This window comes from Frigoribacterium sp. Leaf44, assembly GCF_001421865.1.
Classification (GTDB): Bacteria; Actinomycetota; Actinomycetes; order Actinomycetales; family Microbacteriaceae; genus Frigoribacterium.
The window spans coordinates 24292-42482 of sequence record NZ_LMLG01000010.1; the positions used below are offsets into that span (position 1 = coordinate 24292).

Consider the following 18191-nt stretch of genomic DNA (forward strand, 5'->3'; position numbering starts at 1 on the left):
GGGCGGGCCGTCGTCCCGGGCGCCGCGGCAGGCCACCCGCCGCCTGCGGCCCGCGGCCTACCGCCAGCGCCGCAGCGCCACGCGCTGCACCACGTTCAGCACGGTGTCGCTCAGCGTCCCGAGCAGCGCCAGCAGCACGATGGCGAGGAAGATCCGGTCGACGCGTCCGTTCGACTGCGACTCGGTCAGCAGGAAGCCGAGGCCCATCGACGACGCGATGAGCTCGGCCGCGACCAGGAACAGCCACGCCTGCGCGAGCCCCAGCCGCAGCCCCGACACGAGCGAGGGCAGCACGGCCGGCAGCTGCACCCGGGTGAAGAGCGACACCCGTCGCAGGCCGTAGGCGCGTCCCGCCTCGACGAGCTGCGGGTCGACGTGCCGCAGCGACCCCGCGACGGTGGTGAAGACGGGGAACGCCGCTCCGATCGCGATCAACGTCACCTTGGAGTCCTCGCCGATGCCGAGGTACAGGATCAGCAACGGCACCCAGGCCAGCGACGGCACCGCCCGCACGGCCGCGATCGACGGTGCGAGCAACGCCTCGCCCACCCGTGACAACCCGACGACGGCGCCGACGACCAGCCCGATCACGGACCCGACCACGAATCCGATCAGCACCCGCTGCACCGAGATGGCGATGTAGAGGCCGAGCTGACCCGTGGCGGCGAGGTCGACTCCTGCCCGCGCCACGTCCGCAGGGGACGGCAGGCGGTACGAGGGCACTCCGTCGACGGTGGTGGCGAGCACCCAGGCGGCGAGCACGGCGGCCGGCACGAGCACCCCGAGCAGTGCCAGGCGGCGGGGAGGGGTCGCGCCCGGGGCACCCGGGCGTCGCGGGGCGGGCGACCCGGACGAGGAGGCGCGGCGTCCGTCCTCGGCGACCCGCGCCTCCTCGGTTCGGGGGGTGGCGGTCAGGGTGCTGCTCACGAGGTGGACGCGGCTTTCGCGTACGAGTCGTCGAAGAGCGAGTCGAGGGCGGCGTCGACGTCGTCCTGCGAGGGGACGTCGCCCGACTCGACCAGGATCGGGCCGACGGTGTCGAGGACGGCGCGCTGGTCGGCTCCGGGGGCGGGGTCGATGTCGAGGTGGGTGCGGTCGATCACCGTGGTGGCGACGGCGGGGTCGATCGCGGCGGCCTTGGCCAGGATGGCGGCGGTCTCGTCCGGGTTCTCGAGTGCCCAGGCGCGGGCCTTCTCGTACGAGTCGACGACGACCTGCGCGACGTCGGGCGACGCCTCGAGGAACGACTCGGTCGCGTTGAGGAACCCGTAGCTGAGGAAGTCCACGTTGCGGTAGAGCAGCTTCGTGCCCGACTCGGCCTCGCTCGCGGCCATGATCGGGTCGAGCCCGGACCAGGCGTCGACGCTGCCGTTCTCGAGGGCGGCACGTCCGTCGGCGTGCTGCAGGTTCTGGATCGTCACGTCGGAGGCACTCAGCCCGGCCTGGTCGAGCGCCTGCAGCAGGAAGAAGTACGGGTCGGTGCCGGTGGTCGCCGCGATCGTCTTGCCGCGGAGGTCCGCCACGTCGGTGACGGTCGAGTCGCCCGGGACTACGAGTGCCGACCACTCGGGCTGCGAGTACACGTCGATCGTCTTGATGGGGGAGCCGTTCGAGCGGGCGAGCAACGCGGCCGAGCCGGCGGTCGAGCCGACGTCGACCGCTCCGGCGCGCAGCAGCTCGTTGGCCTTGTTCGAGCCGGCCGACTGGGTCCAGTTGACGGTGACGTCGTCGCCGAGGGCGTCCTCGAGGTAGCCCTGGTCCTTCACGACGAGGCTGAGCGGGTTGTAGGTCGCGAAGTCGATGTCGAGGGTGTCGGTCGACCACTCGCCGTCGCTCGCGCCGGTGCCTGCGGCGTCGGCCGAGCCGGTGCCGGCGTCCTCACCCGCGACGCAGCCGGTGAGGAGGAGGGCGCTCGCCGCGGCGAGGGCGAGACCGCCGGCCCAGGAGGCGCGGGTGCGGGTGGTGGGGGAGGTGCGGAAGGTCATCGGTTCGTCTCCGTGCTGTCGGGGGCGGTGCGGTGGTCTGCGGGGGTCGGTGCGGGTGCGGTCTCGGTCCGGGGGCGTCCGGCGGTGGCCGTCGCGCTCAGCGTGCTGGCGGTCGAGTGGCCGGCGTGGACGCGGTGGACGCCGAGGTCGGCGAGCAGCTGGAGGCGCAGTTCGGCCAGGGCGGGGTCGTCGCGGTCGCGGGGGCGGTCGCCGGGCACGGTGACGATGCGCTGGATGCTGGGGGCGACTCCTGCGGTGTCGGCGTGCGCCGCGCCTCCTGCAGTAGGGGCGGCTGCGCCCGTGTCGGACGCGCCCGTGGCGTCGGCGGGCCGGGGCTGCTGCTGCGAGAGATCGGCGAGGACGACGATGCGGTCGGCGAGGTAGAGTGCTTCGTCGACGTCGTGGGTGACGAGCAGGACGGTGGTGGGTTCGGCGCGGTGGATGTCGAGCAGCAGGTCGTGCATGCGGAGGCGGGTGAGGGCGTCGAGGGCTCCGAACGGTTCGTCGAGCAGCAGCACCTTGGGGGCGCGGGCGAGGGCTCGGGCGAGGGAGGTGCGTTGGGCCATGCCTCCGGACACCTGGCGGGGGCGGAGGCCGGCCGAGCTGCGGAGTCCGACGAGGTCGAGTAGTTCGGTGATGCGGGCCCGGCCGGCGGCCTTGTCCGGTTTGCTGCCCGTGGTGCCCTTGCCGGCCTCGGCGCGCTCGCTGCGCCTGCGAGCCTTCGGCAGGCCGAGTTCGACGTTCTGGCGGAGGGTGCGCCAGGGCAGGAGGCGCGGCTCCTGGAACGCGATGGCGCAGCGTTGGTCGGTGGGCCGGGTGGGGGAGTCGTCGATGTCGACGGTGCCGGAGTCGGGCTGGTCGAGGCCGCCCACCTGGCGGAGCAGGGTCGACTTGCCGCAGCCGGAGGGCCCGACGATGGCGATGATCTCGCCGGCCTTGACGTCGAGGTCGAGGTCGTTGAGCACGGGGCGCTCGCCGAATCGTCTCCCGACGCCGCGCAGACGGATCGGCAGGGCCGAGGAGGCGCGGGTCGTCGAGGTGGGCATGTCACGACGGTAGGTGGGCGGGGTGCCTGCCGTCCCGTGGGGTGTAACGGGGCGAAACACTCCGTTCGGTCCGCCCTGCCCTGGTTCGGTCTCAGGCACACCCATTCATCGGCTATAGTTGTGGGGTTGCCTCGGTCGGGGCAACACCAAGACCTGGGTTGCAATTCGAACCCGGATCTCGGGCTGTGGCGCAGCTTGGTAGCGCACTTGACTGGGGGTCAAGGGGTCGCAGGTTCAAATCCTGTCAGCCCGACCACGGGTGCGAGTTAGCAATCGGCCTGAGAACTGTTCACAACGAAGAAGCCCACCGAGAATATCGGTGGGCTTCTTCGTTCTGCTCGGGCTCGTTCCGGGGAGGCTCAATCGGTTGATTGCTAGCTCCAAGATTGTCCTTATCTCCGGCGCTGCAGGTACCGGCAACACTCGAAAGGTCGAGCACGTCGCGTCGTTCTCATTAGAAGCTCGCCAGTGTGTCCTCGTCAAGACCAATACCGCCGTCAAGAGCCTTCGGAGCTGAATCGCGACCAGCGATGCTTACTTCAGCACCGTCGTCAGCCACCTCAGTTCGAATGCCTCAGGCTCATCGCACTATGACCTACTCGCCATTGACGAGTGCAACACCGTCAGCAACTCGGAGCCGCTCAAGGTGCTCGATAAGACGACGCTCGACCTTCTCGTACTCGTCGGTGACGTTTACCAGATTGAATTCATCGAGTTCGGCGACTGGTTCCTAACCATCCGTTCCTACTTCACACCGGACCAAGTCTTCGAGCTCACCAAGCCGTATCGGACCAGGGGCCATATGCTCATGGTGCTCTTGAACCGGGTCCGCGCCCTCGACGACAGGATTGACGAGTCCATGTCCGGTCGCGAGTACGCCCGCCCGCTAGACGCATGCCTCTTCACCGGCACTGACCGGGACGACGTTGTGCTCTGCCTGAATTGCGACGGCCTCTACGGCATCATCAATATCGACGGCTTCTCGCAGACCAGCAACCCGGCAACCGCTGTGGTGCGGGGCAATTCAACCTTGAATGTCGGCGACCCCGTGCCGTCTAATTTTTAGCGAGATGGACCGCCTTCGCCCAGTAATTTCCACAACTTGAAATTCACGATCACCAAGCGCGACCACAAACCAATTCAAATCTCCCTCGATGTCTGGTTAAACCTCGGTGGCAGCGAGCGCATTGACCGCATTTATTTTTGGGGGGTGTTTAGCGGCACATAGGGTTGTTGTGCGCCCATAGGGTGTGGGGTGTGAGCGTATTCGACCGAGGCCCGCTAGAGTCCGAGACCATTGCATCGCTCGTGCGACCGGCGCTAAAGGCCGCGGGGTGGCGGGAAGACCAGATCTTGCCGGAATACGCCATTAAGGCGTCACGGCAGGTTGCGCTGGGCACCTCCGTCCGTGCATTACATCGGGAGTTCGCCGACTTCGTGCTCGAGGCGACCCCCGGCACGCCGGTTGCGGTCGTCGAAGCGAAGCGCGAGTATCGAACCGCAGATGATGCAATGCAGCAGGCCATTAAGTACGCCGTGAAGGTCGATGCTCTGCTTGCCTACGGCACAAACGGCACCGACATCATCCAACACAACCTCCGGACAGGGCAGGAGCGACGCGTCGACGGATATCTGCCGCCTGCGGCAACGTGGGCCGAGTACATCGCGGCCAACGAGCTTGATGACGCGGGTGCCGAACTCATTGCGATGCCCTTCAACCGTGGCCGAACGACTATCACCGGTGACATCGTCAGGCCGCGGCCATACCAGGTTCAGGCAATAAATCGCGTGCTCTCCGCGATCGCTCGCGGCGATGATCGGGCGCTGCTGCTCATGGCGACCGGTACCGGCAAGACATTCACGGCTATGCAGATCGTCGCGAAGCTGCGTGCGTACGCGGCGGTGGCAAAGGCTAACGCCAACTTCCGAGTGCTCTACCTTGCCGATCGGGACGCACTGCTGACGCAGCCGATGCGCAAGGACTTCCGGCCGGCGTTCGGCCCCGACCCTGTTCACCGGGTGCTTGGCGGTACCGACCTGTCCCGCGAGCTGTATTTCGCCTCTTACCAGTCTTTGACCGGGCAGAGCGACGGTGCGGTGCTGCTCGGGTTCCCGCAGGATTTCTTCGATCTGGTCATAGTCGACGAGTGCCATCGCGGGAGCGCCGAGGAGAACTCGCGGTGGCGGGCCGTGCTTGACCGTTTCGCCGGCGCAGTGCAACTCGGCCTGACAGCGACACCGCGCGACGACCGGGTGCAGAGCTACGAATACTTCGGCAATCCCTTGTTTGAGTACTCGCTGCGCGACGGCATCGAGGACGGCTACCTGGCGCCCTACCGAGTGCGGCGGGTCGCCTTAACGCCGGACGCCGAGGGTTGGCAGCCTACGCCGGGCGAACGCGACCGCTTCGCCCGTGAGATCCCCGATGACATGTATGAGACGCGCGACTTCGAACGTCTCGTCTCCCTGCTGCCGCGGACAAGGCTGGCCGCGCGTCACCTGTCACGCCTGCTGCGGGCACACCCGTATCCACGGGCGATCGTGTTCTGCGTCGACACGGAGCACGCGTCTGAGATGCGTAGGGCCCTCATCGCAGCGAACGCCGATCGCATGACAGTCGACCCTGAGTGGGTGGTACGCATCGTAGGGAGTGAGGGCGAGAAGGCGCGGCTGCTTGACGACTTGTGCGACCCAACCCGCAGTAGTCCCGCGATCGCGACGACATCGCGGCTGCTGGCAACTGGAGTCGACGTCGAAGACCTCACTCATGTCGTACTGTTCCGCCCAGTCGGTTCGATGATCGAGTTCAAGCAGATCATCGGTCGAGGGACGCGGCTCTACCCCGAGAAGGGCAAGACCGAATTCGAGATTATCGACTACGTCGGCGCCTCGGTGAAGTTCAATGATTCGAAGTTCGACGGCTTCCCGGTGCACATCACGGTCGAGTACATCGATGACGAAGGGGAGGTCATCGATTCGACGGACGAGCCCGTTGGAGCTGAACAGATCGACGGTTGGAACGAGCTTCCGACCGGCGATCCGTACGTGCATGTACCCAGCCCTGGTTTCGACGTTGAGCCGGGGCCCGGTGTCGTCTCTCGGATGCGTGAAAAGTACTACGTCGACAATGCCGATTTCGACGTTGAATCCGAGACAGTCCTGGTCCCGGATGTGTCGTCCGGCGAGCTGCGGCTGACGGACTACGGCGCGTACGTGCGCGATCGAGTCCGCGCACTCGGCGATGCCGAGACCGTGCGAAGCGAATGGGCACACGCGGAATCGCGCGAGCGGCTGCGGGCTGGGCTAGTCGACAGCGGGGTCGATCTTGACGAAATCGTCGTGACGACCGGTGTGCCGGGCATCGACCCGCTCGATGCGCTGCACCATCTCGCGTGGAACCTGCCGACCCGAACGCGTTCGGAACGTGCGCGCAGAGTGCGGGAGGCGCATGACACTGAGTTGCGCGGGCTTGAAGCGACGGCGAGGGCTTTGCTCGAGGGGCTGTTGCAGCGCTATGAGGAGCACGGGATTGCCGACCTTGAGACGACGCAGGTGTTCAAGCTTGAGCCACTCAGCGCCTTCAGCGTCGGCGAGCTCGCGCAGGCAGTCGGGGGCGCGGCAGGACTCCGCGACCAGCTCCGCCTGGTTCAGGAGTGGTTGTACGCAGCATAAACTTGAGTTTGGTGGAGTGTCGGCGCACGGAACTCAAGTTACTATTGAGTTGATCAGCCGCTAGACTAGGTTCATGATGCAGCGCAGAACGGATCAGCGCCGTCTCCTCGAGGCTTTGGCCTACCGGCAGGCGGGGTACTTTTCGGCTGCACAGGCAAAGGATGCCGGGTACAGCTATCAGGCGCAGAAACATCACGTCGACGTCGGCAACTGGGTGCGCGTCGATCGTGCCCTGTTCCGGCTGCAGTCGTGGCCATCTGGCTCCGAAGACCAGTACGTGCGCTGGTCTCTCTGGGGTGCAGGACGCGGAGTCGTCTCGCACGAGTCGGCACTGCAAGTACACAGGCTTTCCGACGTCGATCCGGCGAGGATTCACCTCACCGTGCCGCCGGGTTTCCGCGCAGAAGACCCGCTCGTAGTGCAGCATCGCGAGCCGCTGTCCGAAGCGGACATCGAGGAGCGCGAAGGCTGGCGGGTCACCACACCGATGCGCACCCTGGCCGACATCGCGAGCGGCGACGCCTCGCAGGAGATCGTCGACAGCGCAGTCGCGGACGCGATCGAGCACGGAATGCTGACACGCCGAACGCTCCGGCGATGCACCGCTGACCTGTCTGACAGGGCCGCGCTCCGCCTCGAACGTGCCCTTGCCGCGGTCGAGGCGGCAATGCGCTCGGTTGACGATGTCGGGCTCGGCGCGTGACGCGGGGCGATGCCGAGAGCCTCACCCAGCGCATCCGGAATGCCGCCGCCGAAGAGGGCATCGCCATTCCGCGTTTGCGGAGCCGCATCGCTTTCCAGCGCATGCTAGCCCGACTCGCCGCTGATGGCGGCTGGGTGCTCAAGGGCGGGTTTAGCCTCGAAACTCGGCTCGGGCTACGCGCGCGGGCGACCAAGGATCTGGACCTGCTGCTGCGCAGCCCGGGTCTCTCGAATCCGATCGACCTGCAGGATGCCCTTGACGAGGCGCTCGAGGCTGACCTCGGCGACGGGTTTACCTTTCGCGTGCGCCTGCCCAGGCAGATGCGCATGGAAGAAGCCGAACCGTCGACGTGGCGCGTTGTTGTCGAGGTGCGCTACGCGGACGCTGAGTTCGGCGTCGTAACGGTCGACGTCGTGACGGCGGCGGACGATCGCGCGGGCGTCGATGGCGCGGCGCCACTGCAAATTGAGCCCGTCGTGGTCGGTGAACCTTTCTGGGTCCCGGCGCTCGATCCGCACCGGCACGCGGCAGAGAAGTTCCATGCGTACGCCCGCCTTTACGCGTACGAGCGACCGTCGTCGCGGGTGAAGGACCTGATCGACCTTGCCCTTTTCGATGAAAGCGCCATGCTCGACGGCGAACGCCTCTACGCCGCCTTGGTCGAGGTCTTCGCCGAGCGCAACACAGAGTTGCCGTCTCGGCTCCCGGATCCGCCCAGCGAGTGGGCTGTACCGTTCGCGTCGCTTGCCGCCGAAACTGGCTTGAAAGTTGTAGCGCTCGACGCAGCACGCGACCTTGCCCACAACCTCTACGAACGCGTTCGCGCGCACCGCACCCCCACACCGGAAGGCACCATCCCATGAGCCCGATCGCCCATCCGGAGATCGCCCTGACCCAGTCGCGGTTGCAGGCCGTCATCAAAGAGGCGCGAAACATCATGCGCAAAGACGCGGGGCTTAACGGCGAGCTCGATCGCTTGCCGCAGCTCGCGTGGTTACTGTTTCTGAAGGCGTTTGACGACCTCGAAGACGAGCGGAAGATCCTCGACCCCGGGTACCGGCCCGCGCTGCCCACCGAGTACCGGTGGCTCACCTGGGCCGGCGAATCGAACCTCACCGGCGATCCGCTGTTGAATTTCGTCAATGAAAAGCTGCTCCCTCACATCCGAGGGCTCCAGGGCACAGGAGACGCGGGAGATCCGCGCGACACGCTCGCGCGGGTGTTCACGGATGTTTCTAATCGGATGCGCTCAGGTCACCTGTTGCGCGCCCTGATCGATCAGCTTGACTCCATACAGTTCTCGAAGTCCGATGAGATGCATGCGATGGCCGTGTTCTATGAGTCGATGCTGCGCGAGATGCGCGACGCTGCCGGCGACTCGGGTGAGTTCTACACGCCGCGCCCGCTCATCAAGTTCGTCGTTGACCAGGTGGACCCAAAGCCGGGCGAGGCGATCATGGATCCTGCCGTCGGCACGGCGGGCTTCCTCCTTGAGGCGTACCGGCACGCGACGAAAAATGCCTCGGCGGGGCAGGTTCAGCAGACGGCGGCGCAGTTGCGGGGCGTAGAGAAAAAGCCGATGCCGTTCCTGCTCGCAGAGATGAACCTGCTGCTGCACGGCGTCGATCGTCCGAACCTTCAGCTCGGCAATTCCCTCGCATTCGGGCTGAACGAAGTCGCGCGCGACGGCGTCGACGTCGTAGTCACAAATCCTCCGTTCGGCGGCGAAGAGGAAGCCCTAATTGCCACCAACTTTCCGACGCAGTACCGCACCCAGGAGACCGTCTGGTTGTTCCTGCAGTCGATCATGGCGCGCATCAGCACGAGTCGGTCGGGTCGTGCCGGCGTCGTCGTGCCGAATTCGACGCTGTTCGACACGGGAGTTGGAGCCCGCATCAAGCGCGACCTCATGGAGCGATTTAACCTCCACACCGTCGTACGGCTGCCGAACGGCGTTTTCTCGCCGTACACGCTGATCCCGTCAAATGTGCTGTTTTTCGAGCGGGGCAAACAGGACACGGTTTGGTTCTACGAGATCGCGGCGCCCGATGGCCGCAAGAACTATACGAAGACGAAACCCATGCGAGTCGAGGAGTTTGCCGATTGCCAGGAGTGGTGGGGCGGGAACGATCGCGCCGGTCGTATCGAGACCGAGCATGCGTGGAAGGTGCCGCTGGAAGAGATCGTCGAGAGCGAGTACAACCTCGACCGGCACAGCCCGAACCGGGCAGCAAGCCTCGACCAGCGTTCTCCGAGAGAACTGGTCGCGGAGTTGCTCGATGCTGAGCGCGAACTGCTCGAAGTTTACGAGCAGTTGCTGCGGCAGATCGAGGGGTTCACGGCGTGAACGTTGAACGGAGGCAGATCGGTGAAATTTGTTCTCGCCGGCAGGTGCCCGTCGAGATTGACCCGGCCGCTCTGTACGTCAAGGCGGGAGTTCGGAGTTTCGGCAAGGGGGTGTTCAGTTATGAGGCTTCCCCGGGTGCCGAGATCGGCAAGCTAAAGTTCTTCGAACTTGAACCCGATCGGCTCGTGGTGAGCAATATAAAGGCCTGGGAGGGAGCTGTTGCTGTGACCCACCAGCCCGAGGCAGGCCGGGTCGTGTCGAATCGGTTTCTTACGTATTCGTCCGACTCGGTATCGCTGCAGTATTTGCGCCACTGGCTCCTTTCAGCAGTCGGCAACCATGCTTTGCAGGCCGCGTCACCCGGGTCAGCCGACCGAAATCGAACGCTCGCGGCAAGTCGCTTCGAGGCGATCTGGGTCCCGCTCCCACCTCGCCCGGAACAAGACCGTATCGCCGACCACCTTGACATCCTTTCCGCCCGGATCACGAAGGCCAAGTGGACTTCACCTTCAGATCCAGTGTTGGCGCGGTTGCCGCACCTTATCGGCGACCTACTCCGAAGTCTCGATCTTCCACTGGTGGCGGTGGGTGATCTCGCTGCAAACAAGCAGGAGATCATCCACCCGGGCGACGACTTGTTGGGCGCCGAAGCGTTCATCGGCCTCGAACACGTGGAGTCGCATACGGGTAGGGCTTCGCAGGGTCGCCCGATCGACAGTGAAAAAGGAAGGAAACTCCTGTTCCGATCAGGCCAAGTGACTTATGGATATCTCCGTCCGTATCTAAACAAGGCTTGGGTCGCCGAGTCAGTAGGGCTCTGCTCAGTTGAACAGTTTGTCTTGCAGCCGACGCACAACGTCGACCCACGGCTACTTTCCCTAGTGCTTCGCTCGGACTTCACGTGGAATGCAGCCAAGACAGCAACGAACGGCCTCCAGCTTCCTCGTCTTAGCCTCAAGAAGCTGCTCGCCTTCTCGGTACCTGACATCAGAGGAATTGCTGAGCCCGAGAGCGTCGTCGCTCTAGCGGAGCGCATGACCGATCTAGCGTCGCGTATCGATGCTAGGCGCTCGGATCGGCTCGCGCTCGCAGATGCGATTCTCCCTGCCGCCCGCAATGAGATCTTTAACTCGATGCTCTGATCTCGCGGTGGTGCGCCACTACCCACCCGCAACGAGGGCCTGACTTAGGGTGCTAAGTGGAGTTACATGGTCGTGGCGGCGCTGGCCGCGATCATCGGCAACGTGTTGTACTTGGGCGCAATCGTTTGGCTCGGGTCGTGGATGCGGTCGGGGGTCGTGGAGCGGTGCCGCGAGGGCGGGGCACCGGCTGGCGGTTCAGGCACGGGCCCGGGCACGAGTTCGGCCTCTGTCCACGGGGGAGACGGGTGCCGTCGTACGGGCCTGCGGACTCGACATCGTCGCTGAACGCTGCTGATGATACGGAGATTCCGGCTGCGACCCGGGTTGTGACCGGCGACGAGGTGCGCGAGTCAAAGCCCGAGGAGGAGGGGCAGCAGCGCCTCAATCGCTAGCTGGTGAAGTTCGGCGTGCCGGACCAAGCCTGCTGGCACCCTAGGTGCTGCCGACAATGTTCACCGCAGCGACGCTCGTCAACACCGGGGTGTCGAAGAGCGGGGTGATGCTAGGGCAAGTCAGGGCGACCGTGCTGTAGACGGTGACGGCGGTGACGGCGGTGGCCAAGGGGAGTGAGGCGTCACATCGGCCTGACGAGGCATTAAGTCCAGCCCCTTGGGAGCGAGGCGCCTAAAGGTCGGCGCTTTCATCGACGACATAAACCTTCCGAAGGGGAATTCTTGCCCGCCACGTCGGCGAGAGCTCCTCGTAGTTAGAGATGACGAGTTCGACGAGTTCTTCTCCCCCGACAAGTCGAAGTCCCCGCCGCTGTCTCTCTATTGACAGCGCCTCGCGCGAGTATGTGCCCAAGGTTACGAATAGTCCTAGCTCGTCGCTAGCGAGGGTTCCGATGAGCTGACCGACCTCAGGTGCCCCAACGGTTGACGTCCGTTGCTTGCATTGGACTTTGATCAGAGGAGGCTCGACGCCAAGGGGGTCTCTATGAGCAATCACATCTATTCCGCCGTCGGCGGAGTACTGAGTGACGCGAGCCTGATAACCGAGTGTGCGAAGGACAGCCGCCGTGAATTCCTCGAACTCTCGGGGGGAAATGGAGCGAGTCAGCTGCTCGAGCACGAAGTCCTTCGTTTGCCGGTGTACGCGCTCTGCCCGCGGTTCATCGATGACATCGTCTTCAGGTGAAGAGACCGCGTCGACCGTCCTCGCTATGACCACAGGGTCTGCAGTTGACGATGTCAGGGCTGCAAGAAACTCGGAGTGGTGGCGCTTGACGCCAAAGACGGTCAGTACGGAACCGATTTCGTAGAGCGCGCTTTGCGAGAAAACAGTCCGAGACAGACCCACTTTTTTCCACTCAATTCGGCGCCGATGACGGTGTGTGTCTGCTTGCGACTCGAAGTAGTAATCGCTTGTGATGGTCCCGATATTGAGCGTGGAATCCGGCTTAAACGGCGCGACAACGATGTCGCCCGCCTGCATGCCGTCACGAAAGCGGAGAAGGGTACCTGCCCATACGGGGACCGCTCCCGGTTTGATGTCCGGATAAGCCGAGGACACGGACGCCTTAATGTCGTCGCGGCTGTTGCCTATGTTGCGCAGATCACCGATCTCGTCCCAGCCGATGCTGATGAATCCTTGATCGAGGAGTTCGTAGGTCATCGTGTCGTTATGAATCGCCCACATCTTCGTCACGGAGCTGACCTTAGCGGCACCAAAGCGTCTGCCAGCGCCCGAATCCTTGCCGACACGGTCGTGCTTGCTGGTGAAAACCGCCACGACGCATCCCATAAGGTCCATGTATGGGCACAAAGCGAGGGCTACTCGAGCAACACATAGCTGTCTTCGGCGAAAGCGGTAGCGGGAAGACCGTCTTGCTGTCGTCCTTTTACGGCGGCGCGCAAGAGCCCTCATTTCGGGAAGAAAGCCTTTTCGGCATCGTGGCCGACGACTCTGGGCAGGGCACGCGCTTGCATCAAAATTACCTTGGCATGAGAGACGCCGCACGAAGGCCTTCTACTACCCGATTTTCTTCGACGAGCTATGCGTTCTCTCTTCGTAGGCGCGATAAGCCTTCAGCAGTTGCCAAGAAAAGAAAGCCGTCAGGTGACCTGAGGCTCGTTTGGCATGACTATCCAGGTGATTGGTTCAGTGAGGAGCCCAGCAGCGCAGAAGAAGCCGAGCGTCGAGTCGAGACTTTTCGCTCACTCCTCACCTCGGACGTTGCCCTGATGCTCGTAGACGGTCAACGTCTCGCGGAGAACGTGGGCGAAGAAGAGCGGTACCTCAAGGCACTTTTTACAAACGTTCGTAATGGCATTAGTAAATTGGAAGATGATCTGCTCTCCGGCCGCAAGCCCTTCGCGCGATTCCCGCGAATATGGATCGTGGCCTTGTCGAAAGCTGATCTGCTGCCGGACCTCAATGTTGTGCAGTTCCGAGATCTTGTCATCGGCAAGGCTGGTGGCGAGCTAAGTGATCTCCGACTGGTTCTTCAGGGGCTAATTCAGATGCCTGAAGCTCTTTCTATTGGGGAAGATTTTGTTCTCCTGTCCTCTGCCAAATTCCAGCCGCAACGTATTCGGTTGGATGAACGTGTCGGACTTGACTTGGTGCTGCCCATAGCCGCGGTGCTGCCCTTCATGAGACACGAGCGCTGGGCCAGGGGCCTAGAAAAAGGCGGGGAGGTCGCGACCATTCTGTCGCGCCGAGCGAATGACTTCGCGGCCTTCATTGGCGGCCGATCGAACTTGCCAGGTCCCTTCGGCGCAGTCGTCAACATGTTGGCCCAACCTGCTGCTGAGATCGCCGCAAAACTCGCTGCTGAGACTGTTGACGAGTTGCATCGTTCAGCCGTTGCGAGACGTGATTTCATGACTGCAGTCCTGACGGGTCTCAAGATGGATCTCGATCGGGGTGAGCGAGAGCGAATTCTGATGCAGAGCCTCCGATGAGATTTATCTGGGCTTCGAGAGGCGAACAGTGGGGGTTTCGGTTTCTCATTGACGGTGGGATGTCAGACCCGCTGGCGGTGTACGAAGCAGCCTTTAGCGCAGTTGGTGACGACCACGAAGTCTTGAAAAGGTCCAAGGACTTCGTGGCATTGCGTTTTGATGACCCACTAAATAGACGTGACCATGCTGGCCGAGTCATTCCTCACGACTTCGTGCTTTTCATCAACCCGAAACTTGTCAGTTCAGTTGGGGAAGCACGTCAGATGGTTTGGCCTGAGGTATCCGAGCGTTTCGCCAGTATTTGGACGAGCCGAGAACCGCCACGCCCATAAGTCGTCGGGGGCCTGTCAATCGTGCATCACTGATGATGCGGACAGGGAATACGGCAAATGACACCTTCATGTTGCTCAGCCGCGTCCGCGCCTCCTCGTTTTCCCCCACCGAAGCTGAATACTGTCCTATGCCCGAGGCTCGTATGTCGTCGCGACGGCGCCGGAGGCGAGGTCGTGGCGGGCGGTCGGGGTGAGGTCGAGGGGGTGGGGGAGGCCGGCAAGCAGGTGCGGGCCATGGCCGGCGACCCAGGGGTAGACGGTGAACTCGTACTCGTCGACCAGGCCCCAACCGACGACGTCGGTGGCGAAGGTGGAACCTCCGAGACGGAGCGGGCCGCCGGGCCGGCTCTTCAGCTCGCGCACCGCCTCACGCACGTCACCGCCGAGCAGCTCGGCGTTCCAATCGACGCTCTCGAGCGTCGTCGACGCCACGTACTTCGGGATGTCGTGGATGGTCCGGGCGAAGGGCTGCATCCAGTCGGGGAACCCGTCGGAGGCGGGCGGACGCCAGGACTGCTCCATCAGCTCGTAGGTGACCCTCCCCAGCAGCAGACCGTCGGCCTGCGCGAGAGCCTCCGTGGCGAGCTGGTGGACCTCGGCATCCGGTCGACCCTCACGGTGGTCGATGCAGCCGTCGAGGGTGACGTTGATGGAGTACGTGAGCGTCCTCATGCCGGGGAGGCTAGCCCCACGACGCAGACGCCACCAGAGGCGCGGGTCCTACCGCCCGTCAGCCCAGTGCGTCGGCCGCGCGAAGCCCTCGGGCAGGCGCGTCGCCCCATCGCCCCGGGCGCTGTTGACCTGCATCTGCGTCAGGTAGATCGCCCCCGACAAGTCCGCCCCGGCGAGGTCGGCGTCCCGCAGGTCGACACCGAGCAGGTCACAGCGGTCCAGGTTGGCCCCGCGCAGGTCCGCCGCGATCGCGATGCTGCCGCGGAGCGTCCGACCCCGCAGATCCGCCCCGGCCAGGGCCGCACCCATCAGGTCGCTCCCCGGCTCGAGCGTCGGCCCCTTGGCTCTCGACCGCCAAGGAGGCGCGGGTACGGCCGCCCGGGCGACCTCACTCGCCTGCACCAACAGCGGGCGCACCGCGTCGTACTCGGCGTCGACGTCGAGGGCAGCCAGCTCGTCCGGCGTGCCGTCGGTGAGGCTCCGGACGTGCTCGAAGGCGGCGAGCCACGGGGCCGGGTCGGGGGTGGCTGCTCGGGCGCTGACGTGTTCGGCCGCGGCGGCGTGTTCGCGCTCGCGCTCGACCAGCGTGATCGCCTCATCCAGGTACCAGAGCAGCTCGTGCAGCCTCCGCACGAGCGGGAACGTCGAGAACATCTCCTGACGCGCCGCGGGGTCGTCACGCCACGATCGCCCGGCGAACGTCTGCCGGCTGACCTTCTGCCCCGCCCCGAAACAGTCGAACACCGTGCAGCCCTTGAACCCACGCTCACGCAACTGCGGGTGGATGCGGCAGCCGTCGTGCTCGTCGAGGTTCGTGCACGGGTCGCCGGCCGGCTTGTCGAACGGGAAGTCGGCGCTCTTCGTGAACGCCAGGGCCACGCAGCACAGGCCGAAGCAGTTGGCGCAGTCGGCTCCGAGGTCGGCGCGGCGGCCCAGCTCGATCCGTGTGCGGGTGCTCATCGGATCAACGCTAACGGGCGCAGCGGGCTGGGGCGATCGAACGGGGGGCGGATCACTTGTCCCACACCGTCACCGCAGGGAGACCACGAGCCGCTCGCTCATCGGTGACGAGGTCGGTGATGAGTGCGGTCTTCGCGGCTGTGTAGGCGCGTCCGTCGTCGAGGCCGGCCAGCGCCTCCTTCAGGGTCGCGTAGCGCCGTCGCGCGACCGGGTCGCGCAGCAGGCGGTCGCGGAACAGTCGCTGGTTGCACGCGTCCCACTGGTCGGGGCGGAAGACGTGGAGGATGTGCGTGCGTCGCGCTCCGTCCAGCCGGACGTAGACCGCGTGGGTTTTCGGGCCCGCGGCGTGTCGTTCGTAGCCGAGGTCGGTCAGGGCGGCACCTAGGGAGAAGGGGTCGGTGCCGGGAGACGTGCGGGCGGCGACGTCGATGATCGGCTTCGCGAGGAGGCCGGGGACGGCCGTGCTGCCGATGTGCTCGACGGCGTCGACCCGGGTGCCGAGGGCGATCGCGAGACGCTCGGCCTCACGGCGGTAGTCGTCGGCCCAGGTGGGGGAGTGCGGCTGCAGATCGACCATCGGGGCGATCGTACGGGGTGTCACTCTCGGCGGCGCGGGGTCGAGTGGTCCCGGATCGTCGTTCGCCCGGAGGGTAGGGACGATCCGGGACCACTCGATGACCGGTGGGGCGGACGACCCGCGCCTCCTAGGGGGTCGTCGGGCGGAGGTCGGCGAGGGGGCGCGACCAGGCGACCTCGCGGGCGAGCTGGCCGGAGGCGCGGAAGAGCCGCACCTGGTGCGTGTCGGGGAGGGCCGCGGCGAGGGCGTCGCGGTCGGCGGGGGTGAAGCCGAGTTTCTGCCAGAACGGTCCGGAGCGGCGGGAGAAGAGCCAGGCGTGGCGGGCTCCGTGCGCGGCGGCGTCGGCCAGGGCGTGGCGGGCGAGACGGGAGCCCGCGCCGCGCGTGCGGGCGGCGGGGGCGACGGCGACGCTGCGGATGAGGGCGTGCTCGCCGTCGGCGCTCAGCTCGTAGCCGGTGCTGCCGACGACCGTGCCGATGGCGTCACGGTCGGCCCAGAGCCGGAGGCGCGGCGCGGGGGAGTCGAGACCGGCGAGCGTGAGGTCGGCGGCGGCGAGGAAGGCGCGGAGGTCGGCTCGGGCGTCGGCGTCGGCGTCGGCATCGGTCGGGGCGATGCGGACGAGGGGCATGGGGCCATTCTTCCTGGGGCTCGGTGGGCTCGCCGGGCTCGAGTGGGCAGAAAGTGTCCTTCGGGGGCGGCGGAAGGACACTTTCTGCCCACTCGAAGACGCCGGGGTGGGCCACGGCCGCTCAGAACGGGCCGCGCGGGGGAGTCGCGCCCGGAGGCGGCGACCTAGCCTGGCGGGATGCTCGTCGTCGTTCCGCTCATCGTATTCGCCGGGTGCGCTGTCGTCTTCGGAACGACGCTCGCCGCCGCCCGGGGATGGCTCGGGGTCAACCACCTCGCCGGCATCCGGTTCCGGCACGTGATGGCGTCGCCCGTGGCGTGGCAGGCCGGGCACCGTGCAGCACTCGTGCCGGTGACGGTGGGATGCGCGCTCGCCGTGGGGTCGGTCGTGGTGCCGCTCGTCACGGGCCCGTCGGAGGACGCAATGGCCATCTGGGCGATCGTGAGCATGGTCGCGCTGCTGTTCGGCACGCTCGTAGGGGCGTGGCGGGCGGATCAGGCGGCGACGGACCTACTGGGGAGCTGAGCCAGAAGGATCAAAACAATGACGTCGCCCTTCCCGCGGTGGGGAAGGGCGACGTCATCGACGATCAGTTGGTCCAGGTGGTCTTTTCGTAGTCGAAACCGCCCGTGACGTCCATGACGATCTGGGCCGGGTCGGCGACATTGAAGCCAACGACGTAGCTGACGGACGAGCCCGGCAGGATCGTCGTCGAGGGCGAGCCGGTGAGGCCGCCCTCAGTGTCGAAGATCTGCTCGGCTTCCTGGCTGCCCGATGAGGCGCTGATGTACGTGAGCGACGGGTCGTAGCCCTCGGTGCTCGTGTTGGTGATGGAGATCGTGAACTTCACGTTGCTGGGCTGCGATCCCGTGAGGGCGTACTGGCTCGGCGTGAAGGCTTCCGGGGCGCTGATGCCGAGGGTGAGGCCGTCGAAGGTTGCAGTCTCGCCGAAGGTGAATGTCGTCTTGGCGGCTTCCGTCGCGGGTGCGGCGCTCTGTGATGCGGCCGCGGCGACCTGGGTCATGTTGGGCGCGGCTTCGCCGCTCGTTCCCGTCGCCGGGCTGCCTGAACAGCCGGCGAGGGTCAGGCCGATGAGGGAGGCGGCGGCGAGGGCGGTGGTGATCTTCGTGGCGCGGGACATCGTGTGTCTCTTTCTGCGGGTTCTCGACGGTGGAGAGGCCCTGCATTCGGGTGCAGAGCAATCCTCAGGACCCTATGGGT

Annotated in this window: 18 protein-coding genes and 1 tRNA gene; 9 read left to right on the plus strand and 10 right to left on the minus strand. The window is 65.5% G+C overall.

What is annotated here, in order from left to right:
• Positions 1-57: 57 nt before the first annotated feature.
• The 3 genes from ASE87_RS15235 to ASE87_RS15245 are packed head-to-tail and all read right to left on the minus strand — an operon-like array spanning position 58 to position 3031.
• Positions 58-927 (minus strand): ABC transporter permease, encoded by an 870-nt coding sequence (locus tag ASE87_RS15235; RefSeq protein WP_082452717.1) that lies wholly within the window; start codon positions 925-927, stop codon positions 58-60.
• On the minus strand, positions 924-1985 hold the full coding sequence (locus ASE87_RS15240) for an aliphatic sulfonate ABC transporter substrate-binding protein (RefSeq protein ID WP_056230166.1): 1062 nt from the start codon (positions 1983-1985) through the stop codon (positions 924-926). Before ASE87_RS15240 ends, ASE87_RS15235 begins: the two co-directional genes overlap by 4 nt.
• Positions 1982-3031 carry an ABC transporter ATP-binding protein gene (locus ASE87_RS15245; RefSeq protein WP_082452718.1) on the minus strand — a complete coding sequence of 350 codons (1050 nt, stop codon included), beginning with the start codon at positions 3029-3031 and terminating at the stop codon, positions 1982-1984. The genes ASE87_RS15240 and ASE87_RS15245 overlap by 4 nt, the downstream gene beginning before the upstream one ends.
• A gap of 179 nt (positions 3032-3210) precedes the next feature.
• Between ASE87_RS15245 and ASE87_RS15250 the strand changes: the two genes are divergently transcribed.
• The 7 genes from ASE87_RS15250 to ASE87_RS16255 all read left to right on the plus strand — a co-directional run bounded on the left by ASE87_RS15250 (position 3211) and on the right by ASE87_RS16255 (position 10895).
• Positions 3211-3287: transfer RNA gene (locus tag ASE87_RS15250), tRNA-Pro, on the plus strand.
• 261 nt (positions 3288-3548) lie between these two features.
• Positions 3549-4097 carry a hypothetical protein gene (locus tag ASE87_RS15255; protein ID WP_157489940.1) on the plus strand — a complete coding sequence of 183 codons (549 nt, stop codon included), beginning with the start codon at positions 3549-3551 and terminating at the stop codon, positions 4095-4097.
• 191 nt (positions 4098-4288) lie between these two features.
• Positions 4289-6703: an EcoAI/FtnUII family type I restriction enzme subunit R gene (gene hsdR / locus ASE87_RS15260; RefSeq protein WP_157489941.1), complete on the plus strand. Its 2415-nt coding sequence runs from the start codon at positions 4289-4291 to the stop codon at positions 6701-6703.
• A 73-nt stretch (positions 6704-6776) separates the two neighbouring features.
• Positions 6777-7406, plus strand: coding sequence for a hypothetical protein (locus tag ASE87_RS15265; RefSeq protein WP_056230173.1), 630 nt, complete (start codon positions 6777-6779; stop codon positions 7404-7406).
• On the plus strand, positions 7403-8269 hold the full coding sequence (locus ASE87_RS15270) for a nucleotidyl transferase AbiEii/AbiGii toxin family protein (protein WP_056230175.1): 867 nt from the start codon (positions 7403-7405) through the stop codon (positions 8267-8269). The genes ASE87_RS15265 and ASE87_RS15270 overlap by 4 nt, the downstream gene beginning before the upstream one ends.
• A complete protein-coding gene (locus ASE87_RS15275) occupies positions 8266-9753 on the plus strand; it encodes an N-6 DNA methylase (protein WP_056230178.1) in 1488 nt (495 codons plus the stop codon). The genes ASE87_RS15270 and ASE87_RS15275 overlap by 4 nt, the downstream gene beginning before the upstream one ends.
• Positions 9750-10895, plus strand: a complete 1146-nt coding sequence (locus ASE87_RS16255) for a hypothetical protein (protein ID WP_157489942.1) — start codon at positions 9750-9752, stop codon at positions 10893-10895. The genes ASE87_RS15275 and ASE87_RS16255 overlap by 4 nt, the downstream gene beginning before the upstream one ends.
• Before the next feature lie 432 nt (positions 10896-11327).
• Here the strand turns inward: ASE87_RS16255 and ASE87_RS16860 are convergent, their stop codons facing one another.
• Both ASE87_RS16860 and ASE87_RS15910 read right to left on the minus strand, forming a co-directional pair.
• Positions 11328-11456 (minus strand): hypothetical protein, encoded by a 129-nt coding sequence (locus tag ASE87_RS16860; protein WP_255350960.1) that lies wholly within the window; start codon positions 11454-11456, stop codon positions 11328-11330.
• A gap of 63 nt (positions 11457-11519) precedes the next feature.
• Positions 11520-12626: a restriction endonuclease gene (locus tag ASE87_RS15910; protein WP_235472372.1), complete on the minus strand. Its 1107-nt coding sequence runs from the start codon at positions 12624-12626 to the stop codon at positions 11520-11522.
• A gap of 23 nt (positions 12627-12649) precedes the next feature.
• Here ASE87_RS15910 and ASE87_RS15915 point away from each other — a divergent pair, with 23 nt between their 5' ends.
• Positions 12650-13801 (plus strand): ATP/GTP-binding protein, encoded by a 1152-nt coding sequence (locus tag ASE87_RS15915; RefSeq protein WP_082452719.1) that lies wholly within the window; start codon positions 12650-12652, stop codon positions 13799-13801.
• Between the two features lie 458 nt (positions 13802-14259).
• Here ASE87_RS15915 and ASE87_RS15285 read toward each other — a convergent pair whose 3' ends face one another.
• The 4 genes from ASE87_RS15285 to ASE87_RS15300 all read right to left on the minus strand — a co-directional run bounded on the left by ASE87_RS15285 (position 14260) and on the right by ASE87_RS15300 (position 16970).
• On the minus strand, positions 14260-14805 hold the full coding sequence (locus ASE87_RS15285; protein WP_056230185.1) for a dihydrofolate reductase family protein: 546 nt from the start codon (positions 14803-14805) through the stop codon (positions 14260-14262).
• A 48-nt stretch (positions 14806-14853) separates the two neighbouring features.
• Complete coding sequence (locus ASE87_RS15290) at positions 14854-15765, minus strand: pentapeptide repeat-containing protein (RefSeq protein ID WP_056230189.1); 912 nt, start codon at positions 15763-15765, stop codon at positions 14854-14856.
• Between the two features lie 52 nt (positions 15766-15817).
• Positions 15818-16342, minus strand: coding sequence for a GrpB family protein (locus ASE87_RS15295; RefSeq protein ID WP_056230191.1), 525 nt, complete (start codon positions 16340-16342; stop codon positions 15818-15820).
• Positions 16343-16469: 127 nt separating this feature from the next.
• Positions 16470-16970 (minus strand): GNAT family N-acetyltransferase, encoded by a 501-nt coding sequence (locus tag ASE87_RS15300; protein WP_082452721.1) that lies wholly within the window; start codon positions 16968-16970, stop codon positions 16470-16472.
• Between the two features lie 177 nt (positions 16971-17147).
• Between ASE87_RS15300 and ASE87_RS15305 the strand changes: the two genes are divergently transcribed.
• Positions 17148-17495: a hypothetical protein gene (locus ASE87_RS15305; protein WP_056230194.1), complete on the plus strand. Its 348-nt coding sequence runs from the start codon at positions 17148-17150 to the stop codon at positions 17493-17495.
• Positions 17496-17559: 64 nt separating this feature from the next.
• Here the strand turns inward: ASE87_RS15305 and ASE87_RS15310 are convergent, their stop codons facing one another.
• Complete coding sequence (locus tag ASE87_RS15310) at positions 17560-18111, minus strand: hypothetical protein (protein WP_056230197.1); 552 nt, start codon at positions 18109-18111, stop codon at positions 17560-17562.
• Between the last annotated feature and the right edge of the window lie 80 nt (positions 18112-18191).